The organism is Paraburkholderia sp. 22099 (genome assembly GCF_052045835.1).
Lineage (GTDB): Bacteria > Pseudomonadota > Gammaproteobacteria > Burkholderiales > Burkholderiaceae > Paraburkholderia > Paraburkholderia terricola.
In genome coordinates this window covers 117,723-139,231 of record NZ_JBQEPU010000009.1, presented here as the reverse complement: position 1 = coordinate 139,231, position 21,509 = coordinate 117,723, and the positions used below count along the sequence as shown (strand labels likewise).

Below are 21,509 nucleotides of genomic sequence, written 5' to 3'. Positions count from 1 at the left end.
GAAATCTCACACTGCGATCGCGCGCAGCAGTTCGGTCTCGACCTGAATTTGCAGGCGGTTGTCCGACAGACCGTTTCCATCCAGCAGGAACACGTCCTCGACGCGTTCGCCGAGCGTATTGATCCGCGCCGACGCGACGCCGACCCGGTGCTCGGCCAGCACGCGCGCGATCGAATAAAGAAGGCCTGGCCGGTCGTTCGCCGACACGGACAGGATGTAGTATTGGCCGCGCTCGTCGGCCCGAAGATCGACGCGCGGCGTAACAGGGAAGGTCCGCGACAGCCGCGACAAACGGCCTTTCGACGGCCCGGGGAGCAGGGTGCCGTCGCCGGTGAGGCGCGCGGTCAGTTCCTGTTCGACCAGATTGGCAATATCGCGATAATGCACGTCTTCTTCGGTGTGCGCGACGAGGAAATTATCGAGCGCATATCCGTGGCGGGTCGTGCTGACGCGTGCATCGAGCACCGACAGGCCGTTGCGGTCGAAATACGCGCAAATGCCGGCAAACAGATCGGGCTGGTCTTTCACGTACACCAGCACCTGGAGCGCCTCGCCGATCGGCGACGGACGCGCCCGCACGATCGGTGTAGGCGTTTCGACATGGCGATACAGCACGCGCGTCTGCCATGCGATGTCCGCGGCGTCATGGCGCAGGAAATAGCCGACGTCCAACTGATCCCACAACGCCTTTTGCGCGCCTTCCGGCACGGTTTCGAGACGCAGCAGCGCGAGCGCCTCTTCCTGGCGCGATTTCAGTTCGGAATGCGCGTCCGGCCGCGCGCCGCCGAGCACCGCGAGCGTGGCGCGGTACAGGTCCTCGAGCAGCTTGCCTTTCCAGGTGTTCCAGACTTTCGGGCTGGTGCCGCGGATGTCGGCCACCGTCAGCAGATAGAGCGTGGTAAGCCGGCGCTCGGTGCCGACCAGTTCGGCAAAGCGCTTGATGACTTCCGGGTCGCTCGTGTCCTGCTTTTGCGCGACCTGGCTCATGGTCAGGTGCTGCTGAACCAGCCATACGACCAGTTCGCCGTCCTCGCCCTCGATGCCGTGATTGCGGCAGAAGCGTCGCGCGTCGGCCATGCCTAGCTGCGAGTGGTCGCCGCCGCGGCCCTTGGCGATGTCGTGAAACAGCGCCGCCACGTACAGCACCCAAGGGCGGTCGAGGTTGGCGATCAACTGACTGCAGAACGGATATTCGTGCGCGTGCTCGGCCACCGCGAAACGGCGCAGATTACGCAGCACCATCAGAATGTGCTGATCGACGGTGTAGACGTGATACAGGTCATGCTGCATCTGTCCGACGATGCGCCGGAAATTCAGCAGATAGCGCCCGAGCACGCTGGTCTGGTTCATCAGGCGCAGCGCGTGCGTGATGCCGGCCGGCTGCTTCAGGATCTCCATGAAGAGTCGCCGGTTTTCCGGGTCGCGCCGCCAGTGCTGATCCATCGCGTCGCGGGCGTTGTAGAGCGCGCGCAAGGTACGCGCTGACAGGCCCTTCACGCCAGGTGTCTGTTCGTACAGCAGGAAGGCTTCGAGGATCGCATTCGGCTCGCGCTCGAACACGTCGTCGCTGGCGATCTCCAGCATGCCCTGCTTCTCGACGAAACGATCCGACAACACGCGGGTAATGCCGCTGGTGCTGGGGAAAAGCTGCGCCTCGATGTTCTGGATCAGGATCGTGGCGAGCTGCGTGACGGCCTTGGCAGACCAGTAATAGCGGCGCATCAGCTGTTCGCTGGCGCGCTTGGTGGCGGTCGGCTTGTAGCCGAAACTTTCGGCCACCGCCGTTTGCAGGTCGAACACCAGAATGTCCTGACGACGTCCGGCGGTCACATGCAGGCGGGCGCGCAGCGATTTGAGGAAGCCTTCGTTGCGGCGCAATTCGCGCGCTTCGCGCTCGGTGATCAGGCCGCGCGCTTCCAGTTCGCGCCAGCTGCTGCCGAACCCGGCCGCCTGGGTGATCCACAGAATCAGTTGCAGATCGCGCAGACCGCCCGGGCTTTCCTTGATGTTCGGCTCGAGCGCGTAAGGCGTGTCCTGAAACTTGGCGTGGCGCTGACGCATTTCCAGCACTTTCGCCTGGAAGAACGCGCGCGGGTCGAGCGCCTCGCGATAGCGCTTGCCGAAGTCGTTGAACAGTGCCGTGCTGCCCGTGATGCGTCGCGCTTCCAGCAGCGACGTGCGCACGGTGACGTCGTTGGCGGCTTCCTCGAGACATTGCGAGACGCTGCGCACGCTGCTGCCGAGTTCCAGCCCCAAATCCCACGCGAGGCTGATAAAGCGTTCGATGCGCGCTTCCAGGTGCGCGATCGGCGTGTCGGGCAGCAACACGAGGATGTCGATGTCCGAGTGCGGCGCGAGTTCGCCCCGCCCATAGCCGCCGACGGCCAGCAACGCCAGTTCCGGCGGCAGTTCGCAGGTGTTCCAGGCGGCGCGCAGCGACTCGTCGGTGGTGCGCGCGAGCGCGGCCATCAACGCGTCGACGTTGGTGGCCGTCTTGAAGCGTTCCAGCAACTGGGCTTTGGCCACTTTGTAGTCCGCCTTGAGCGACGTGGCATGGGATGGGGCGACGGCTGGAACACTACTCATTGGCAGGAGGGCGAGGTCGGAAGTCGTTCAGGCGGTGGCCGCGACGACCGGCGGACGCGCGGGCGTGCCGGCGGACACGGTGAGCACGTCATGGCCGGTTTCCGTGACGAGGATCGTGTGTTCCCACTGCGCCGACAGGCTGCGGTCCTTGGTCTTGACGGTCCACTGGTCCGGCATGGTGCGGATGTCGCGCCGGCCGGCGTTGATCATCGGCTCGATCGTGAAGATCATGCCCGCCTGCAGTTCCAGCCCGGTGCCGGGGCGGCCGTAATGCAGGATCTGCGGGTCTTCGTGGAACACGGTGCCGATGCCGTGGCCGCAATATTCGCGCACCACGCTGTAGCCGTGACCCTCGGCATGCTTCTGGATCGCATAGCCGATGTCGCCCAGATGCGCGCCCGGGCGCACCTGATCGATACCGAGCCACATGCATTCGAAAGTAGTCTGCACGAGCCGCCTGGCCAGGATCGAGCCCTCGCCGACGATGAACATGCGGCTGGTGTCGCCGAAATAGCCTTCCTTGATGACCGTGACGTCGATATTCAGCGCGTCGCCGTTCTTCAGCGTCTTGTCGCCCGGAATGCCGTGGCAGATCACGTCGTTGACGGAGATGCAGGTGGCTTTCGGATAGGGCGGATAGCCGGGCGGCTGATAGTTCAGGGGCGCCGGAATCGTGCCCTGTTCCTTCAGCATGTATTCGTGGCACAGACGGTCGAGTTCACCGGTGGTGATGCCGGCCGTGACGAACGGCGTGATGTAGTCGAGCACTTCGCTGGCAAGCTTGCAAGCGACGCGCATTTGCGCGATATCGTGTTCGTTTTTGAGCGTAATAGCCATGAGCCGGGCCTGAAATGCAATTTATTGCGAGATTATCGCACCATATTCCGGCTGCCGCAGGGTTTTGCGATAGGCGCGGCGGCTTGGCGGGCGCGTTTTCAGCGGCTTGCGGCAAGCATGGACGAGCGTTCGGATGCAACCCGGCTGCGGCAAAGGGAGCCGCCGGGCAGGTTGAGTCGGCCGATAGTCACGTGCTATAATCTTTGGCTAAGTCGATCCCTGTCTTGCTTTGTGTTTCTCGGTATGAGTGAGGGCGCAGGAGCAGGAGAGGCGCAGGAGGGAAGACTTCTCGTAGTGCTGGTTGCCTGTGCTACGGGGTGAAGCAGCAGTAAAAAGAGGCAGCAGATTAGCAGCAACTCGCAAGCCGGCGCACCCAGGGTGTCCGTCGCGTTCAGCCACAAAGGCGGCGCGGCCGATACGGCAGCCGGCTTAAGACCCAACCCTCGCGGAGATTTTCATGGCAGTTACCATGCGTCAAATGCTGGAAGCCGGTGTCCACTTCGGTCACCAAACGCGCTTCTGGAATCCGAAGATGGCCCCCTTCATTTTCGGCCATCGCAACAAGATTCACATCATCAACCTCGAAAAGACGCTGCCGATGTACAACGACGCGCTGAAGTACGCGCGTCAACTGGCGGCAAACCGCGGCACGATCCTGTTCGTCGGCACGAAGCGTCAATCGCGCGACACGATCGCTGAAGAAGCGCAGCGCGCCGGCATGCCGTACGTCAACGCACGCTGGCTCGGCGGCATGCTGACCAACTTCAAGACGCTGAAGGTATCGATCAAGCGCCTGAAAGACATGGAAGCGGCGCTGGAAGCCGGCGAAACCGAACGCATGAGCAAGAAGGAAGCGCTGCTGTTCGAGCGCGAAATGGCCAAGCTGCAAAAGTCGATCGGCGGCGTGAAGGACATGGGCGGTATTCCGGACGCGATCTTCGTGGTCGACGTCGGTTACCACAAGATTGCCGTCACCGAAGCCAACAAGCTCGGCGTGCCGGTCATCGCCGTGGTCGACACGAACCACTCGCCGGAAGGCATCGACTACGTGATCCCGGGTAACGACGACGCCAGCAAGGCTGTCGCTCTGTACACGGCTGGCGTGGCTGACGCGATTCTCGAAGGCCGTGCGAATGCGGTCAACGAAGTGGTGCAGGCTGCACGTGGCGGCGACGGCGACGAGTTCGTCGAGGTCAACTCGGAAGCGTAAAGCTGCCCCGTGTCCGGCAAAAAAGGGGGCTTTCTACAGGCCCCCTTTTTTTAAGCCGCGACGTCGTGGGGCACTGTTCATGGCGGTCAGAACTGGCCGAAGCGGTGCCCAAAGCGTTGTCTGTGAAAAATACGCACAGCGCTGAAACGAATTCTTGCCCCCGGTATCGAAGTCCGGGCGGCGTGTCAAAGACGGAACTCAAGGAGCAAATGATGGCGGCAATTACCGCAAGCATGGTTGCAGAACTGCGCGCAAAGACCGACGCGCCGATGATGGAATGCAAGAAGGCGCTGACGGAAGCCGACGGCGACATGGCGCGCGCCGAAGAATTGCTGCGCGTGAAGCTGGGCAACAAGGCCAGCAAGGCGGCATCGCGCGTGACGGCTGAAGGCGTGGTTGCGTCGTTCATCGGCGGCAATGCGGGTTCGCTGGTCGAGCTGAACTGCGAAACCGACTTCGTTTCGAAAAACGACGACTTCCTCGCGTTCTCGAAGAAGGTCGCCGAGCTGGTCGCCACGCAAAACCCGGCCGACGTCGCCGCGCTGGCGGCACTGCCGCTGGACGGCCAGACGGTCGACGCAGTGCGCCTCGCGCTGGTCGGCAAGATCGGTGAAAACCTGTCGATCCGCCGTTTCGTGCGTTTCGAAACCCCGAACAAACTGGCGGCGTACCTGCACGGCACGCGTATCGGCGTGCTGGTCGAATACACCGGCGCGGACGAGCAGGTCGGCAAGGACGTCGCCATGCACATCGCCGCGATGAAGCCGGTTTCGCTGTCGTCGGACGACGTGCCTGCGGACCTGATCGCCAAGGAGCGCAGCATTGCCGAGCAGAAGGCCGCCGAATCGGGCAAGCCGGCTGAAATCGTCGCCAAGATGGTCGACGGCAGCGTGCAGAAGTACCTGAAGGAAGTGTCGCTGCTGAACCAGACGTTCGTTAAGAACGACAAGCAGACGATCGAGCAGATGCTCAAGGCCGGCAATGCGAGCGTCCAGAAGTTCGCGCTGTTCGTGGTCGGCGAAGGCATCGAGAAGAAGCAGGACGACTTCGCGGCCGAAGTGGCTGCTCAAGTCGCTGCTGCAAAGCAACAATAAGTCTCATATCGAAGCTTCATCGTAGTATCGTTGGACCCGCGGCGGAGCAAGACTTTGCCGCGGTCGGCGGCGCCGCAAGGCTGCGCGCGGGTTGGTCCCGGCCGCGCGGCCGCCAGCGAACCCCAGGGTTCGTGAATTTGGCGGCGCTTGCCCGAATCAGCGTTTCACCCCTACATTAGTCCCTTGTTGTTGCCCTGTTCTGCGCGATCTGGATACCCCTATGCCCATTGCCTATAAACGCGTCCTGCTCAAACTCTCCGGTGAAGCTCTGATGGGCGACGATGCCTTCGGCATCAATCGCGCGACCATCGAACGAATGGTGGCGGACGTGGCCGAAGTGGTCCGTCTCGGAACGCAGCTGGCCGTGGTGATCGGCGGCGGTAATATTTTTCGCGGCGTAGCAGGCGGCGCGGCCGGCATGGATCGCGCCACGGCTGACTACATGGGCATGCTGGCCACCATGATGAACGCGCTGGCGTTGCAGGACGCAATGCGCCACGCCGGTATCGAAGCACGCGTGCAATCCGCGCTGCGCATGGACCAGGTGGTCGAGCCGTACATCCGGCCCCGCGCGATTCGCCAACTGGAAGAAGGCAAGGTCGTGATTTTCGCGGCCGGCACCGGCAACCCGTTCTTCACGACGGATACGGCCGCCGCGCTGCGCGGCTCCGAAATCGGCGCGGAAGTCGTGCTGAAGGCCACCAAGGTGGACGGCGTCTATTCCGCCGACCCGAAAAAAGACCCGAGCGCCACCCGTTACACCACGATCAGCTTCGACGAGGCGATCGGCCGCAACCTGCAGGTGATGGACGCCACGGCATTCGCGCTGTGCCGCGACCAGAAGCTGCCGATCCGCGTGTTTTCGATCGTCAAGCCGGGCGCGCTCAAACGCATCGTACAAGGCGAGGACGAGGGCACCCTCGTCCACGTGTAAACTCTCGTTCACATAACGTGGGCTTTAGCGCGAGCAGTGGCCGCCGCATATCGCGCGCGCTGGCCGGCTCGCACCGTTTTGAAGGTTCGGAGGTTTAAAAATGTCTGTGGCTGATATCCGCAAGGGCGCTGAGCAAAAGATGCAGCGTTCCATCGACGCGTTCAAGAACGACCTGTCGAAGATCCGCACGGGCCGTGCGCACACTGGCCTGCTCGATCATATCCAGTGCGATTACTACGGTTCGCCGGTGCCGATCTCGCAGGTCGCGAACCTGACGCTGATCGACGCACGCACGATCGGCGTGCAGCCGTGGGAAAAGAAGATGGTGCAGGTCGTCGAAAAGGCGATCCGCGAGTCGGACCTCGGTCTGAACCCCGCCACGCAAGGCGACGTGATCCGCGTCCCGATGCCCGCGCTCACCGAGGAACGCCGCCGCGAACTGACCAAGGTGGTCAAGAGCGAAGCCGAAACGGCCAAGGTCGCCGTGCGCAACCTGCGCCGTGACGCCAACGAGCAACTCAAGAAGCTCGTGAAAGACAAGGAAATTTCAGAAGACGACGAGCGTCGAGCGGGTGACGATATTCAGAAGCTGACGGACAAATTCGTCGCTGAAATCGACAAGCTCGTCGTGACCAAGGAAGCCGAGATCATGACGGTCTGAGGCCGTCTGGCTCAGTACCTTCACGGTTTCCACTTCTTTATTTGCAGTCACTGTCCCGACGGCCATGACCTATACCAGCTCAACCGTGCGCGTGCCTGATGTCGCCGCGGTGCCGCGACATATCGCGATCATCATGGACGGCAATGGCCGTTGGGCCACCCAGCGGCGCCTGCCGCGCGTGGCCGGCCATACGCGCGGCGTCGACGCGGTGCGTGCGGCCGTCGAGGCATGCGCCCGGCAGGGCGTCGAATATCTGACGCTGTTCGCCTTCAGCTCCGAGAACTGGCGCCGTCCGAACGACGAAGTCTCGTTCCTGATGCGCCTGTTCGTCACCGCGCTGGAGCGCGAAATCGGCAAGCTGCACGCAAACGGCATCCGGTTGCGCGTGGTGGGCGACCTGTCCAAATTCGACACCCGCATCCGCGATCTGATCAAGCGCGCGGAATCGAAGACCGCGCGCAATACTCGTCTCACACTGACCATCGCCGCCAATTACGGCGGTCGATGGGACATCATGCAGGCTACCCGCAAGCTCGCCGAGCAATCGGCGCTGGCGGGCAAGGCGGTCGAGATCAACGAGGAATCGTTCGCCGAACACCTGTCCATGGCCTATGCGCCCGAGCCGGACCTGTTCATCCGCACGGGCGGCGAGCGCCGCGTCAGCAACTTCCTGCTGTGGCAACTCGCATACACCGAGTTCTATTTCACCGACACCTTCTGGCCGGACTTCGACGCCGACGCGCTCGGCCACGCCATCGCATCGTACGCCGAGCGTGAGCGCCGCTTCGGCCGCACCAGTGCTCAACTCGAGCCGCAATCGCAAAACGTCGATTCGCTCCCATGCTAAGAACCCGTGTCATCACGGCGATCATTCTGCTGGCGGTGTTCCTGCCGGTCACGCTGTTCGCGCCGGTGGGCGCGTTCGGCGCGCTGATCGCCTTTGTCGTCGTGTTCGCCGCATGGGAGTGGGCGCGCCTGCTGAAGCTGGGCGGCGCGGGCCCGGTGATTTACGCGCTGGTCGCCGCAGTGGCCCTGGTGGCGAGCACGTGGCTCGGCGCTGGTGTCGAGAAACCCCGGCCGCTCTTTCAGGCGGCCGCCATTTTCTGGCTGGTCGCGGGGCCCTATGTGCTGCTGCGCAAGCCGGCGCTCGCTCAGGGCGCCTGGCGCGCCTTCCTGTTCCTTGCCGGCATTGTGGTATTCGTCGCGTGCTGGCATGCTCTCGTCGCCGCGCGCATGAAGGGCGTGCCGTTCGTGCTGTCGCTGCTCCTATTGGTATGGCTGGCCGATATCGGCGCATACTTCTCGGGAAAAGCGTTCGGAAAACACAAGCTGGCGCCAGCCATCAGTCCGGGCAAGACCTGGGAGGGCGCGATCGGCGGCTGGCTGGTGGTGATGATCGTCGCGGCGGCGGCGGTCTTTTTGCAGGCGTTCGAGCCGACGCTGTATTCTGCGCTGCTGGCGCAACTGGGCGCCGTACGCACGCTGCTCGCACTGACCTTGCTGGTGGCATTCAGCGTGGTGGGCGACCTGTTCGAATCGATGTTGAAACGCCAGGCCGGAGTGAAGGATTCAAGCGGCCTGTTGCCGGGGCACGGCGGCGTGCTCGATCGCATCGACGCATTGTTGCCGGTGCTGCCGCTTGCCATGCTGCTGCTCGGCTAGAGAAAGAGATATGCAAAAACGTCTGACATTGCTCGGTTCCACGGGCTCGATTGGAGACAGCACGCTCGACGTCGTCGCGCGTCATCCCGAGCGCTTTTCGGTTTACGCGCTCAGCGCGCATCGCAACGGCGACAAGCTCGCCGAGCAATGCCTGCGCTTTCAGCCGGAAGTCGCGGTGGTCGGCGACGCCGACACGGCCGCGCGCGTCGCCGCGAAACTGCGCGCCGCGGGTTGCAAGACCGAGGTGACGTACGGACCGCAGGCGCTCGTCGACGTGTCGAACGGCGACGGCTGCGACACGGTGGTCGCGGCGATCGTCGGCGCGGCCGGCCTCGCGCCCAGTCTCGCCGCCGCGCGTGCCGGCAAGCGCATTCTGCTCGCCAATAAGGAAGCGCTGGTGATGTCCGGCGCGATCTTCATGGACGCAGTGCGCGACAACGGCGCCGTCCTGCTGCCGGTCGACAGCGAACACAACGCGATTTTCCAATGCCTGCCGCGCGAAGCCGCGTTGCATGGCGGGGTCTCCAAGATCATTCTGACGGCCTCGGGCGGACCCTTCCGCACGCGTGAACCGGCCACGCTCGCCAACATTACGCCGGAAGAGGCCTGCAAGCATCCGAACTGGGTGATGGGCCGCAAGATTTCGGTCGACTCGGCCACGATGATGAACAAGGGCCTCGAAGTGATCGAGGCGCACTGGCTGTTCGGCTTGCCGGGCGAGCGCATCGACGTGCTGATCCATCCGCAAAGCGTGATTCACTCGCTCGTTTCTTACGCCGACGGCTCGGTGCTCGCGCAACTCGGCAACCCCGACATGCGCACGCCGATCGCGCACGCGCTGGCGTTTCCGGATCGCGTGGATTCGGGCGTCGCTCAACTCGATCTCGCGGAAATCGCATCGCTGTCGTTCGAAAAACCGGATTACGCCCGCTTTCCGTGTCTCGCGCTCGCCATGAAGGCGTTGGCCGCGGGCGGGGTGGCCAGCGCGGCGTTGAATGCCGCGAACGAAATCGCCGTTGAAGCGTTCCTGTCGCGCCAGATCGGTTTCATGAAGATCGCCGAAGTGGTCGAGGCGGTACTCAATGCGCTGCCGAACCGCAGCGCGCACGTGCTCGAGGACGTGATCGAAGCGGATGCCGCCGCGCGTCGCTCCGCTGCCGAACTCATCGCGCGCCTGCCCGACGGCGCACGTCGTACGGAACGCGCCGTCCAGTGAGGCGCTCATGAATCTGCTAATCGAACTGCTGGCTTTCGCGGTCGCGATTGGCGTACTCGTGGTGGTTCACGAGTACGGGCATTACAGTGTGGCGCGCCTGTGCGGCGTCAAGGTGCTGCGCTTTTCGATCGGTTTCGGCAAGCCGCTGTTCCAATGGGTAAGTCCAAAGACGGGCACCGAGTGGACCATTGCGGCCTTGCCGCTCGGCGGCTACGTCAAGATGCTCGACGAGCGCGAAACCGGCGGTGCGCCGATTCCCGCGGAAGCATTGCCGCATGCGTTCAACCGGCAGTCGGTGGGGCGTCGCTTCGCGATCGTCGCGGCCGGGCCGGTCGCCAATTTCCTGCTTGCCATCGTACTGTTCGCGCTCGTGTTCGCCACGGGCGTAACCGAGCCGGCGGCCGTGGTCGCGGCGCCGGCGTCGAATACACCGGCGGCAATGGCCGGCTTCGACGGAGGCGAAACCATCGTCGCGGCGCGTACCGAGAACGCCGGCGAATCGGAACCGGTGCGTTCATGGTCTGATCTGCGCTGGAAGCTGCTAGGTGCCGCGTTCGATCACAAGCGCGTCGTGCTGAGCGCGAAAGATGCGCACGGCACGTCCGAGTTTCAGCTCGATCTGCGCGGCATCACCGAGAAAGACGTCGATGACGACTTCATGTCGCATCTCGGTTTCGAGCCGGGCGGCGGCAAGCTGACGGTTGCAGGTGTGCAGCCGGGCAGCGCGGCGCAACAGGCTGGTCTGACGGCGGGCGACCGTCTGCGCTCCGTCGACGGCATGTCGACCGACAATGCCACGGCCTTCATCGCCTATGTGAAATCGCACGCCGGCAAGCCGATGACGCTGCAAGTGGAGCGTGGCGGTGCCGGCGCGGCGGCGGGCAAACTCGCAGAGATTCGCATCGTTCCGCAAGCGCAGCGTGACGACGCGACGGGGCAGCAGATCGGCCGCATCGGCGCGGAACTGTCCACCCAGGTGCCGTCGATCGACGTGCATTACGGGCCTATCGAGAGCTTGCAACTCGGCGCGCGCCGTACCTGGGATCTCGCGGTTTATTCGGTGCGGATGTTCGGCAGGATGATCGTCGGCGAAGCCTCGCTGAAAAATCTTTCGGGTCCCGTGACGATCGCCGATTACGCAGGAAAGAGCGCACGTCTAGGTCCTTCTGCGTTTCTGTCGTTCCTGGCCCTTGTCAGTATTAGCCTCGGCGTACTGAACTTGTTACCGATTCCGGTATTGGACGGGGGGCATCTGTTATATTATTTGGTTGAAGCTGTGACCGGCAAAGTTGTCTCCGATCGCTGGCAACTCGTTTTTCAGAGGGCGGGGCTCGCCTGCATCGTCGCGTTGTCGGCGATTGCGCTGTTCAACGATCTGGCTCGTTTAATCCATTTTTAAAGTGTCCGGCGGCGTTCACGATGGCGACCGTCTGACCTGATGCAGCTATACACACTGGGGAAGCACGTTGTTTAAACCTCATCGCTTTGTTCCAAAGACGGTTATAGCCGCGGCGTTCGCCGCGCATGGGCTGGTTGCTCACGCAACGTCGCCCTTCGTGGTGCAAGACATTCGGATCGAGGGATTGCAACGCGTCGAACCCGGCACCGTGTTCGCGTACCTGCCCATCAAGCAAGGCGACACCTTCAGCGACGACAAGGCTTCCGAAGCCATTCGCGCACTGTACGCCACGGGTTTTTTCAACGACGTCAAGATCGCGACCGAAGGCAATGTCGTCATCGTGCAGGTGCTCGAACGCCCGGCCATCGGCACGATCGATTTCTCCGGCATTCACGAGTTCGACAAGGAAAACCTGACCAAGGCGCTGCGTGCCGTCGGGTTGTCCCAAGGCCGCTACTACGACAAGGCGCTGGTCGACAAGGCCGAGCAGGAACTCAAGCGCCAGTACCTGACGCGCGGCTACTACGCCGCCGAAGTCACCACCACCATCACGCCGATCGACCGCAACCGCGTGTCGGTGCTGTTCTCGGTGGCCGAAGGTCCGAGCGCGAAGATCCGCCAGATCAATTTCATCGGCAACAAGGCGTTCAGCACCGGTACGCTGCGCGACGAAATGCAGTTGTCCACGCCGAACTGGTTCTCGTGGTACACGAAGAACGATCTGTACGCGAAAGACAAGCTCACCGGCGACCTCGAAAACGTCCGCTCGTATTACCTGAATCGCGGCTACCTCGAGTTCAACATCGAGTCGACCCAGGTGTCGATCACGCCGGACAAGAAGGACATGTATCTGACGGTCACGCTGCACGAAGGCGAGCCGTACATGATTTCGAACATCAAGCTGGCCGGCAATCTGCTCGACCGCGAGGCCGAGCTGAACAAGCTCATCAAGATCAAACCGGGTGAGCGCTTCTCGGCCGAGAAACTGCAAGCCAGCACCAAGGCCATCGTCGACAAGCTCGGCGAATACGGCTATGCGTTCGCCACCGTCAATGCGCAGCCGCAGATCGATCAGACCAACCACAAGGTCGACCTGACGCTGCAGGTGGACCCGAGCCGCCGCGTATACGTGCGCCGCATCAACGTGGTCGGCAACACGCGTACGCGAGATGAAGTGGTGCGCCGTGAAATGCGCCAACTCGAAAGCTCGTGGTTCGACTCCAATCGTCTCGCGCTGTCGAAGGACCGGATCAACCGTCTGGGCTACTTCACCGATGTCGACGTGACCACGATTCCGGTCGAAGGCACGCCGGACCAGGTCGACGTGGACGTCAAGGTGGCCGAAAAGCCGACCGGCGCAATCACGCTGGGCGCGGGCTTTTCGTCGACCGACAAGGTCGTGCTCTCGGCGGGCGTGTCGCAAGACAACGTGTTCGGTTCGGGCACGAGTCTCGCGGTGAACGTCAACACCGCAAAGACGTACCGTACGTTGACGGTCACGCAGGTCGACCCGTACTTCACGGTGGACGGCATCAAGCGCATTACCGACGTCTACTATCGTACGTATCAGCCGCTGTACTACTCCACGGATTCGAGCTTCAAGATCGTCACGATCGGCGGCGACCTGAAGTTCGGCATCCCGTTCTCCGAAGTCGACACGGTGTACTTCGGTGCCGGCCTCGAACAGAACCAGTTGGACGTGGACTCGAACACGCCGGCGTCCTACAAGGAATACGTCAAGGACTTTGGCCGTGTGTCGAACAACGTGCCGATCACGGTCGGCTGGTCGCGCGACGCCCGTGACAGCGCGCTCGTGCCGAGCCGCGGTTATTTCACGCAGGCGAACGCCGAATACGGCACGCCGATCGGCGGCACGCAATACTACAAGGCCGACATCAACGCGCAGTACTATTACTCGTTTGCGCGCGGCTTCGTGCTGGGCTTCAACTTCCAGGGCGGCTATGGTAAAGGCATGGGCGGCAAGCCTTATCCGATCTTCAAGAACTACTACGCCGGCGGTATCGGTTCGGTTCGAGGCTACGAGCCGAGCTCGCTCGGTCCGCGCGACGCATCGACGGGCGATCCGATCGGCGGCTCCAAGCTGCTGGTGGGGAACATCGAGTTGACTTTCCCGCTGCCGGGCACCGGCTACGACCGCACGTTGCGCGTCTTCACGTTCCTCGATGCAGGCAACGTGTGGGCCGACGCAAGCACCGCTGCGACGTCGAATGGCGCGAACGGTCTGCGCTACGGCTATGGTGTCGGTCTCGCGTGGATCTCGCCGATCGGCCCGCTCAAGCTGAGCCTGGGCTTCCCGCTCACGAAGCACACCGGCGACCAGTATCAGAAGTTCCAGTTCCAGATCGGAACGGCATTCTGATCCGGCGGCCGGCGCTCGGTGGCCCGCGATCGGGTGACGGGCTGCCGGCCAAACTACAGTATCGAGAGGATGACTTTGCTAACCGGTATGTTTTCGAAACGTGTGGCATGCGCGCTGGCGCTGGCAATGACGCTGGGCGTCGGGGTAGCGCACGCGCAGGAAGCCAGGATCGCCGCAGTGAATTCCGACCGGATCCTGCGTGAATCCGCTGCCGCCAAGACCGCGCAGATCAAGCTCGAGGCCGAGTTCGCCAAGCGTGACAAGGATCTTGCCGACATGGCGCAAAAACTCAAGTCGATGTCCGATTCGCTCGACAAGAACGGCGCGTCGATGTCGCCGGCCGATCGCGCGCAGAAGCAGCGCGACCTGTCGCAATTGGACACGGACTTCCAGCGCAAGCAACGCGAGTTTCGCGAGGACCTGAACCAACGCCGCAACGAGGAACTGGCTGCGGTGCTCGACCGGGCGAACAAGGTGATCAAGCAGATCGCCGAACAGCAACATTACGACCTGATCGTTCAGGAAGCGGTGTACGTGAGCCCGCGCATCGACATCACCGATCAGGTGCTGAAGGCATTGGCGGCCTCGGGCAACTGAAGGCGGTCACCTGGCCACCGGCGCGTAGCCGGCTCGCGAAACAGACAGGTTGCAACGAACTGCAGCAAGGATGTTGCATGGGATTGGAGTAAGCGCCAAAGCGCCGCTCCAACCGACGCGCAAATCGCATGGGGTTGGAGTAAGCGCTAAAGCGCTAACTCCAACCGACACAGGAGACAGAGTAGGCATGGCATTTACGCTCGAGGACATCGTCCAACGGTTCGGCGGTGAAGTAGTCGGAGAGGGTTCGCAGCGCGTCGGCAGTCTGGCGCCGCTCGACCAGGCAGGCCCGGACCAGCTGGCGTTCCTCGCCAATCCGAAGTACCTGTCGCAGGTCGAGACGACCCGTGCGGGCGCGGTGTTGATCAACGCCGACGACCTCGCGAAGCTCGCCTCCCGCGACGCTCGTAACTTCATCGTCACACCGAATCCGTACGCTTACTTCGCGCGCGTCGCGCAAACTTTCATCGATCTCGCCTCGCCGAAGGCGGTGCCGGGCGTGCATCCCAGTGCCACGATCGATCCGTCGGCGCAGATCGCCGCGAGCGCGGTGATCGGTCCGCATGTCACCGTGGAAGCAGGCGCGGTGATCGGCGAAAACGTGCGGCTGGACGCCAACGTCGTGATCGGCTGCGGCACCAGGATCGGTGCGGGCTCGCACCTGTATCCGAATGTCTCGGTGTACCACGGCTGCACGCTCGGCGAGCGCGTGATCGTGCACGCGGGCGCGGTAATCGGCTCGGACGGTTTCGGCTTCGCGCCGGATTTTGTCGGTGAAGGCGATGCGCGTACCGGCAGCTGGGTGAAAATTCCGCAGGTCGGCGGCGTCTCGATCGCGGCAGACGTGGAAATCGGCGCGAACACCACGATCGACCGCGGCGCAATGGCCGACACGATCATCGAGGAATGCGTGAAGATCGACAACCTCGTCCAGATCGGCCACAACTGCAAGGTTGGCGCCTATACCGTGATCGCAGGCTGCGCGGGGATCGCCGGCAGCACCACGATCGGCCGTCATTGCATGATCGGCGGCGCGGTCGGAATTGCCGGACATGTCACGCTGGCCGATCACGTGGTCGTCACGGCGAAGTCGGGCGTGTCGAAGTCCTTGTTGAAGCCGGGTGTGTACACCAGCGCGTTCCCGGCTGTGAACCATGCGGACTGGAACCGGAGCGCGGCTTTGCTGCGCAATATCGACAAACTTCGCGACCGCATCAAGGCACTCGAAAACGCCGCCGCTGATAAGCTGGACAGCGCGGCGGGCAATGCGCCGGGCAATTCCGCGAGCGAGAAAGCCTGAGATATCAGGGGCAGCCGCCGGCACCGCGTAAAATAGCGGGCGAGCATCAGGAAGCAACGTCGGTTGCCGTGACCGGGTGGCATGGCCGCCGGGTCACGGCAAGCGCCGGCAGCATGCGTTACTAACCCACCTGCACCAGCATCCGCAGTCATCATCGCGCAGTCAATGCGTGAGCAGAAACACCATGAGCACCGAAAAAATCAATCTCGACATCCACAAGATTCTCACGCTGCTGCCGCATCGTTACCCGTTCCTGCTGGTCGACCGGGTGCTCGAACTCGAGCCGCACAAGAGCATCAAAGCGTTGAAGAACGTGTCGATCAATGAGCCGTATTTTCAGGGGCATTTCCCCACGCGTCCGGTGATGCCGGGCGTGCTGATACTCGAGGCGCTCGCGCAAACGGCAGCGCTGCTGACGTTTTCGGAAGAACCGAGCGATCCGGCGAACACACTGTATCTATTCGTCGGTATCGACAATGCACGCTTCAAGCGCGTGGTGGAACCGGGCGACCAGTTGATCCTGAACTGCACGTTCGAGCGCCATATGCGCGGCATCTGGAAGTTCAAGGCGCGCGCCGAAGTGGATGGCGCCGTGGCGGCGGAAGCCGACCTGATGTGCGCGGTGCGGCATACGGATAAAGACGCCTGAGTCGGCGTCCCGGCGGTGAACGGCTGGCGCGGCTATCAGCCTCGCCGCTCCCGGCCGGGCCCATCCAGACAACGCAACAGAATCAGAAGCGAGGACGCATGAGCAGGATTCATCCCACTGCGATCGTCGAACCGGGCGCGCAACTCGACGAATCCGTCGAAATCGGACCGTATGCCGTGATCGGCGCACATGTGACGATCGGCGCCCGGACCACGGTCGGTTCGCATAGCGTGATCGAAGGTCATACCACGCTCGGCGAGGACAACCGGATCGGTCACTACGCATCGGTCGGCGGCCGTCCGCAGGACATGAAGTACAAGGACGAGCCGACCCGGCTCGTCATCGGCAACCGCAACACGATCCGCGAGTTCACCACGATCCACACCGGCACGGTGCAGGACGCGGGCGTCACCACGCTCGGCGACGACAACTGGATCATGGCCTACGTGCACATCGGCCACGATTGCCACGTCGGCAGCAACGTCATTCTGTCGAGCAACGCGCAGATGGCGGGCCACGTCACCATTGGCGACCACGCGATCGTCGGCGGCATGTCGGGCGTACATCAGTTCGTCCGGATCGGCGAGCATTCGATGCTGGGCGGCGCCTCGGCGCTGGTGCAAGACATTCCGTCGTTCGTGATCGCCGCCGGCAACAAGGCTGAGCCGCACGGCATCAACGTCGAGGGCTTGCGTCGCCGCGGCTTCTCGCCGGATGCGATTTCCGCGCTGCGCACGGCGTACCGCGTGCTGTACAAGAACGGCCTGTCGCTGGAAGAGGCGAAGGTGCAGTTGCGCGAACTCGCGTCCGCGGGTGGCGATGGCGACGCGCCGGTGCAAACGCTGCTCGCGTTCGTCGAAGCGTCGCAACGCGGCATCATCCGCTAACCGATGGCATTGCAACCGAATCCGCTGCGCGTCGCGATGGTGGCGGGCGAGCCATCCGGCGACCTGCTGGCGGCCTCGCTGCTCGACGGCCTCGCGAGCCGTCTGCCGGCCGCCACCCAGTACTATGGGATCGGCGGACCGCGCATGATCGCCACGGGTTTCGACGCCCACTGGCCGATGGAAAAACTCAGCGTGCGCGGCTATGTCGAAGCGCTGCGGCATATTCCCGGCATTCTCGCCGTCCGCAACGAACTGAAGCGCCAGCTGCTGGCCGAGCCGCCGGCGGTGTTCGTCGGCGTGGATGCGCCCGATTTCAATTTCGGCCTCGAGCATCCGTTGCGCGAGGCGGGCATTCCGACCGTCCACTTCGTCTGCCCGTCGATCTGGGCGTGGCGGGGCGGCCGCATCAGGAAGATCGCCAAAGCGGTCGATCACATGCTGTGCGTGTTTCCGTTCGAAACGGCGCTGCTGGAGAAGGCGGGCGTCGCGGCATCGTACGTGGGCCACCCGCTCGCCGACGAAATCCCGCTCGAACCCGATACGCTCGGCGCGCGCCGCACGCTGGGTCTTGCGGAAAGCGGGCCGATCATTGCGGTGCTGCCAGGCAGCCGTCGCTCGGAAATCGATCTGATCGGCCCGACCTTCTTCGCCGCGATGGAAATGATGCAGCACCAGGAACCGGGCCTGCGCTTCGTGATGCCGGCGGCTACGCCGGCACTGCGCGAGATGCTGCGGCCACTGGTGGATGCGCACCCCGGTCTCGCGCTCACGATCACTGACGGCCAGGCGCAGCTCGCAATGACGGCGGCAGACGCGATCCTCGTGAAAAGCGGCACAGTGACGCTCGAAGCGGCGTTGCTGAAGAAACCGATGGTGATCTCGTACAAGGTGCCCTGGCTGACCGGCCAGATCATGCGCCGCCAGGGCTATCTGCCGTATGTCGGGTTGCCGAACATTCTGGCGGGGCGTTTCGTGGTCCCGGAAATTCTTCAGCACTTCGCCACGCCGCAAGCGCTTGCCGAAGCCACGTTGAAACAGTTGCGCGACGAGTCCAACCGGCGCACGCTGACGGAAATCTTCACGGAGATGCATCTCGTGCTGAAGCAGAACACGGCGCAGCGTGCGGCGGAAGTCGTGGCGAGCGTCATCGAACAGCGCAAGGGGCGGCCGTGACCCAATCACGCGCACCGCGCCGCAAGGCCGCGACCGTTGCAGGCGCGGCGGCGGAGCAGGTCGGCCTGAACTTCGAGACGCCGGACGACATCGTCTGCGGCGTCGACGAAGCAGGGCGTGGACCGCTAGCCGGTCCGGTCGTCGCGGCCGCGGTGATTTTCGACCCGTCCAAACCGATGATCCGCGGCCTCGACGATTCCAAGGCCCTCACCGCCAAAAAGCGCGAGGAACTGTACGACAAGATCGTCGATCGGGCGCTCGCCTACTGCATCGCTTCGGCAACGGTCGAGGAAATCGATACGCTGAACATTCTGCACGCCACCATGCTGGCGATGAAGCGCGCCGTGGAGGGCCTGTCGGTCGCGCCGACGCTCGTCAAGATCGACGGCAATCGCTGTCCGACGCTGAGCATTCGCAGCGAAGCGGTGATCGGCGGCGACGCGCTCGTCAAATGCATTTCGGCGGCGTCGATTCTTGCCAAGGTCACGCGCGACCGGATGCTGCTCGAATTGCACCAAACGTATCCGGTCTACGGCTTCAACGCCCATGTCGGCTACAGCACGCCGCAGCATCTCGCGGCGCTGCGCGAGCACGGGCCGTGCGAGCATCACCGGCGCTCGTTCGCGCCGGTGCGCGAAGCGCATCTGCGCTTCGGCACGGGTGTGCCGCTGCCGGCGGGCGACGTCATCCTGCCCGCCATGCTCGACGATAATGCCCTGCTCGACGACGACGCTTTCGGCGAACGCAGCGGCGCGTAATCGACCAACTCGTGGGCGTGGCCAGCGCGTCGCCCGCTAATCGCTCATCCTTACTGTCTTCGCTGCCTGTGAAAGCCATCACCTCGCGGGACAATCCGCTCTACAAGCGCCTGAAAGCACTGGCCGGTTCGACGCATCAGCAGCGTCGCGGCGGCCACGCGCTGCTCGAAGGGTTTCATCTCGCAAGCGCCTATCTCGACGTCGCCGGGCAGCCGGAACTGTGCATCGTCACGGATGGCGCGCTGCGCCATGACGAAGCGCAGGCGATCGTGTCGCGCGTCGACGAGCATCGCCTTGTCACGCTGCCGGATGCGTTGTTCGGGCAACTGTCGAATGTCGTGCACGGCGTCGGCATTCTGCTGCTGGTCGAGAAGCTCGATACGCCTTTGCCGGAAAAGGTCGCGCAAACCTGCCTCGTGCTCGACGGCGTGCAGGACGCCGGCAACGTCGGCTCGATTCTGCGCAGCGCGGCGGCCGCCGGCATTCAACAGGTATTTTGTGCGCCCGGCACGGCGTACGCGTGGTCGTCGAAAGTACTGCGCTCGGGCATGGGCGCGCATTTCCTGTTGCAGATTCACGAAGACGTGGAAGCGCAAGCGCTGATCGAGCGTCTTGCGATACCCGTCGTGATCACGGATTCGCACGGTGCCGAGGCGATCTACGACTGCGATCTGAGCGGACCGCTTGCCTGGGTGTTCGGCAACGAGGGGGCGGGCGTCTCGCAGGCATGGCGCGACGCGGTCTCGTTGCGGGTGACGATTCCGCAGCCGGGCGGCATGGAGTCGCTGAATGTGGCGGCTGCGGCGGCTGTCTGCGTGTTCGAACAGTGCCGGCAGCAGCGCGGCCGCGCGTGAGCCGGGAATCCCGGCGCCGCGCGCATTTCAGGCGCAACCGAGCGATCAATAAGCCGATCGCTCGAGCTTGATCTCCTGCAGGATCGTGGTCGCGATCTCCTCGATCGACTTATGCGTCGACGACAACCACTTGATGCCTTCGCGCCGCATCATCGCTTCCGCTTCGTTGATCTCGTAACGGCAGTTTTCCGGCGCGGCGTACTTGCTGCCCGGCCGGCGCTCGTTGCGGATCTCCGAGAGCCGCTGCGGATCGATCGACAAACCAAACATCTTCTGCCGATGCGCCAATAGCGGCGTAGGCAGCTTGCCGCGCTCGAAATCTTCGGGAATCAACGGATAATTCGCCGCTTTCACGCCGTACTGCATGGCGAGATAGAGGCTCGTCGGCGTCTTGCCGCTACGCGATACGCCGACCAGGATCACGTCGGCGTCGGCGAGATTGCGATTCGATTGACCGTCGTCGTGGGCGAGCGAGAAATTGATCGCCTCGATGCGATTCTTGTATTCCTCAGTGTCCGCGTTCTGGTGGCCGCGACCCATCGCGTGACTCGATTTCAGCTCCAGTTCCTGTTCGAGCGGCTCGACGAAGGTCTGGAACATGTCGAGCACGAGCGCGTTCGAGCCTTTGACGATCTGATTCGACGCGCTGTCCACCAGCGTCGTGAAGACGATCGGACGGCGGCCGTCCTGCTGGATCGCTTCGTTGATCTTTTCGAGCGTGGCATATGCCTTTTCCGTCGAGTCGACGAAAGGCACGCGAACCAGGCGGAATTTCTGGTCGAACTGGGAGAGGATCGAATGCGCGAAAGTTTCGGCAGTGATCCCGGTACCGTCGGAGACGATGAATACGGTGGGCGGCATCAGTGGGGCTGGGAACGTGAGCGGAAATGAGCGCTCGAAGGAAACATCGCTGCGTTGAGTTCGCTGCACGGCGGCTGACCGGAAACTGCAGCGGCGTCGATGCAGCGCGCCGTGGGCACCGCAATCGCTCCCGGATGGCAACGGGGCCTCGCAAAGCCCGCCGGCCGGTCCAGGACGCGGTTCGAGGCGCAATTCTCGGCCGACTGTCACATTTTGAGAGTCGGCACGGTAGAATAGCGGCAACCTGTTGGATAAGCAATTGCAGGCGATTGGCGCCTAACTTACCGCGAATAGCCGGTCAACGCCTTGCTTTCGGCCGTAACCTGCGCCGAATAGGGCGGATCGATCGGTAAATTCGTCCAATCGTCTTCTACGTCGTGCATCTGGTGTTTCGAGCGCCCCTCGGCAACTTGCAGCGATTGCTTCTCCAACAGGTTGTGCAAGACGCGAG

19 protein-coding genes are annotated in these 21,509 nt (G+C 63.2%); 16 read left to right on the top strand and 3 right to left on the bottom strand.

Annotated elements, in window-relative coordinates:
* Positions 1 to 6: 6 nt before the first annotated feature.
* Both ACTJLC_RS11445 and map read right to left on the bottom strand, forming a co-directional pair.
* Complete coding sequence (locus ACTJLC_RS11445; RefSeq protein ID WP_073427978.1) at positions 7 to 2,586, bottom strand: [protein-PII] uridylyltransferase; 2,580 nt, start codon at positions 2,584 to 2,586, stop codon at positions 7 to 9.
* Between the two features lie 27 nt (positions 2,587 to 2,613).
* A complete protein-coding gene (gene map, locus ACTJLC_RS11440) occupies positions 2,614 to 3,423 on the bottom strand; it encodes a type I methionyl aminopeptidase (RefSeq protein ID WP_114162650.1) in 810 nt (269 codons plus the stop codon).
* A gap of 457 nt (positions 3,424 to 3,880) precedes the next feature.
* Between map and rpsB the strand changes: the two genes are divergently transcribed.
* The 16 genes from rpsB to ACTJLC_RS11360 all read left to right on the top strand — a co-directional run bounded on the left by rpsB (position 3,881) and on the right by ACTJLC_RS11360 (position 20,197).
* Complete coding sequence (gene rpsB / locus ACTJLC_RS11435; RefSeq protein ID WP_073427980.1) at positions 3,881 to 4,633, top strand: 30S ribosomal protein S2; 753 nt, start codon at positions 3,881 to 3,883, stop codon at positions 4,631 to 4,633.
* Positions 4,634 to 4,845: 212 nt separating this feature from the next.
* Positions 4,846 to 5,727, top strand: a complete 882-nt coding sequence (tsf, locus tag ACTJLC_RS11430) for a translation elongation factor Ts (RefSeq protein WP_073427981.1) — start codon at positions 4,846 to 4,848, stop codon at positions 5,725 to 5,727.
* A 220-nt stretch (positions 5,728 to 5,947) separates the two neighbouring features.
* On the top strand, positions 5,948 to 6,661 hold the full coding sequence (pyrH, locus tag ACTJLC_RS11425) for a UMP kinase (RefSeq protein WP_007181434.1): 714 nt from the start codon (positions 5,948 to 5,950) through the stop codon (positions 6,659 to 6,661).
* Between the two features lie 100 nt (positions 6,662 to 6,761).
* Positions 6,762 to 7,322 (top strand): ribosome recycling factor, encoded by a 561-nt coding sequence (frr, locus tag ACTJLC_RS11420; protein ID WP_073427982.1) that lies wholly within the window; start codon positions 6,762 to 6,764, stop codon positions 7,320 to 7,322.
* Positions 7,323 to 7,386: 64 nt separating this feature from the next.
* Positions 7,387 to 8,169 carry a polyprenyl diphosphate synthase gene (gene uppS / locus ACTJLC_RS11415; protein WP_073427983.1) on the top strand — a complete coding sequence of 261 codons (783 nt, stop codon included), beginning with the start codon at positions 7,387 to 7,389 and terminating at the stop codon, positions 8,167 to 8,169.
* The gene (locus ACTJLC_RS11410; RefSeq protein ID WP_310134713.1) at positions 8,163 to 8,984 is read left to right on the top strand and encodes a phosphatidate cytidylyltransferase; all 822 of its coding nucleotides are present in this window, start codon (positions 8,163 to 8,165) and stop codon (positions 8,982 to 8,984) included. The genes uppS and ACTJLC_RS11410 overlap by 7 nt, the downstream gene beginning before the upstream one ends.
* 10 nt (positions 8,985 to 8,994) lie before the next feature.
* On the top strand, positions 8,995 to 10,200 hold the full coding sequence (locus tag ACTJLC_RS11405) for a 1-deoxy-D-xylulose-5-phosphate reductoisomerase (RefSeq protein WP_440843994.1): 1,206 nt from the start codon (positions 8,995 to 8,997) through the stop codon (positions 10,198 to 10,200).
* 7 nt (positions 10,201 to 10,207) lie between these two features.
* Entirely contained in the window at positions 10,208 to 11,599 is a 1,392-nt protein-coding gene (gene rseP, locus ACTJLC_RS11400; protein WP_073428107.1) for an RIP metalloprotease RseP, read from the top strand.
* 67 nt (positions 11,600 to 11,666) lie between these two features.
* Positions 11,667 to 13,979 carry an outer membrane protein assembly factor BamA gene (gene bamA, locus ACTJLC_RS11395; RefSeq protein ID WP_440843991.1) on the top strand — a complete coding sequence of 771 codons (2,313 nt, stop codon included), beginning with the start codon at positions 11,667 to 11,669 and terminating at the stop codon, positions 13,977 to 13,979.
* Between the two features lie 75 nt (positions 13,980 to 14,054).
* On the top strand, positions 14,055 to 14,576 hold the full coding sequence (locus ACTJLC_RS11390; protein ID WP_176035760.1) for an OmpH family outer membrane protein: 522 nt from the start codon (positions 14,055 to 14,057) through the stop codon (positions 14,574 to 14,576).
* A 187-nt stretch (positions 14,577 to 14,763) separates the two neighbouring features.
* Positions 14,764 to 15,876 (top strand): UDP-3-O-(3-hydroxymyristoyl)glucosamine N-acyltransferase, encoded by a 1,113-nt coding sequence (gene lpxD, locus ACTJLC_RS11385; RefSeq protein ID WP_440843990.1) that lies wholly within the window; start codon positions 14,764 to 14,766, stop codon positions 15,874 to 15,876.
* A gap of 184 nt (positions 15,877 to 16,060) precedes the next feature.
* A complete protein-coding gene (fabZ, locus tag ACTJLC_RS11380; protein WP_073427989.1) occupies positions 16,061 to 16,525 on the top strand; it encodes a 3-hydroxyacyl-ACP dehydratase FabZ in 465 nt (154 codons plus the stop codon).
* 98 nt (positions 16,526 to 16,623) lie between these two features.
* On the top strand, positions 16,624 to 17,412 hold the full coding sequence (lpxA, locus tag ACTJLC_RS11375; protein WP_440843987.1) for an acyl-ACP--UDP-N-acetylglucosamine O-acyltransferase: 789 nt from the start codon (positions 16,624 to 16,626) through the stop codon (positions 17,410 to 17,412).
* Between the two features lie 3 nt (positions 17,413 to 17,415).
* Complete coding sequence (gene lpxB / locus ACTJLC_RS11370) at positions 17,416 to 18,585, top strand: lipid-A-disaccharide synthase (protein WP_310134725.1); 1,170 nt, start codon at positions 17,416 to 17,418, stop codon at positions 18,583 to 18,585.
* Positions 18,582 to 19,343 carry a ribonuclease HII gene (gene rnhB, locus ACTJLC_RS11365; RefSeq protein WP_310134727.1) on the top strand — a complete coding sequence of 254 codons (762 nt, stop codon included), beginning with the start codon at positions 18,582 to 18,584 and terminating at the stop codon, positions 19,341 to 19,343. The genes lpxB and rnhB overlap by 4 nt, the downstream gene beginning before the upstream one ends.
* Positions 19,344 to 19,411: 68 nt before the next feature.
* Entirely contained in the window at positions 19,412 to 20,197 is a 786-nt protein-coding gene (locus ACTJLC_RS11360; RefSeq protein ID WP_073427993.1) for a TrmH family RNA methyltransferase, read from the top strand.
* A 45-nt stretch (positions 20,198 to 20,242) separates the two neighbouring features.
* Here ACTJLC_RS11360 and ppsR read toward each other — a convergent pair whose 3' ends face one another.
* Complete coding sequence (ppsR, locus tag ACTJLC_RS11355; protein ID WP_073427994.1) at positions 20,243 to 21,058, bottom strand: posphoenolpyruvate synthetase regulatory kinase/phosphorylase PpsR; 816 nt, start codon at positions 21,056 to 21,058, stop codon at positions 20,243 to 20,245.
* Positions 21,059 to 21,509 lie beyond the last annotated feature (451 nt).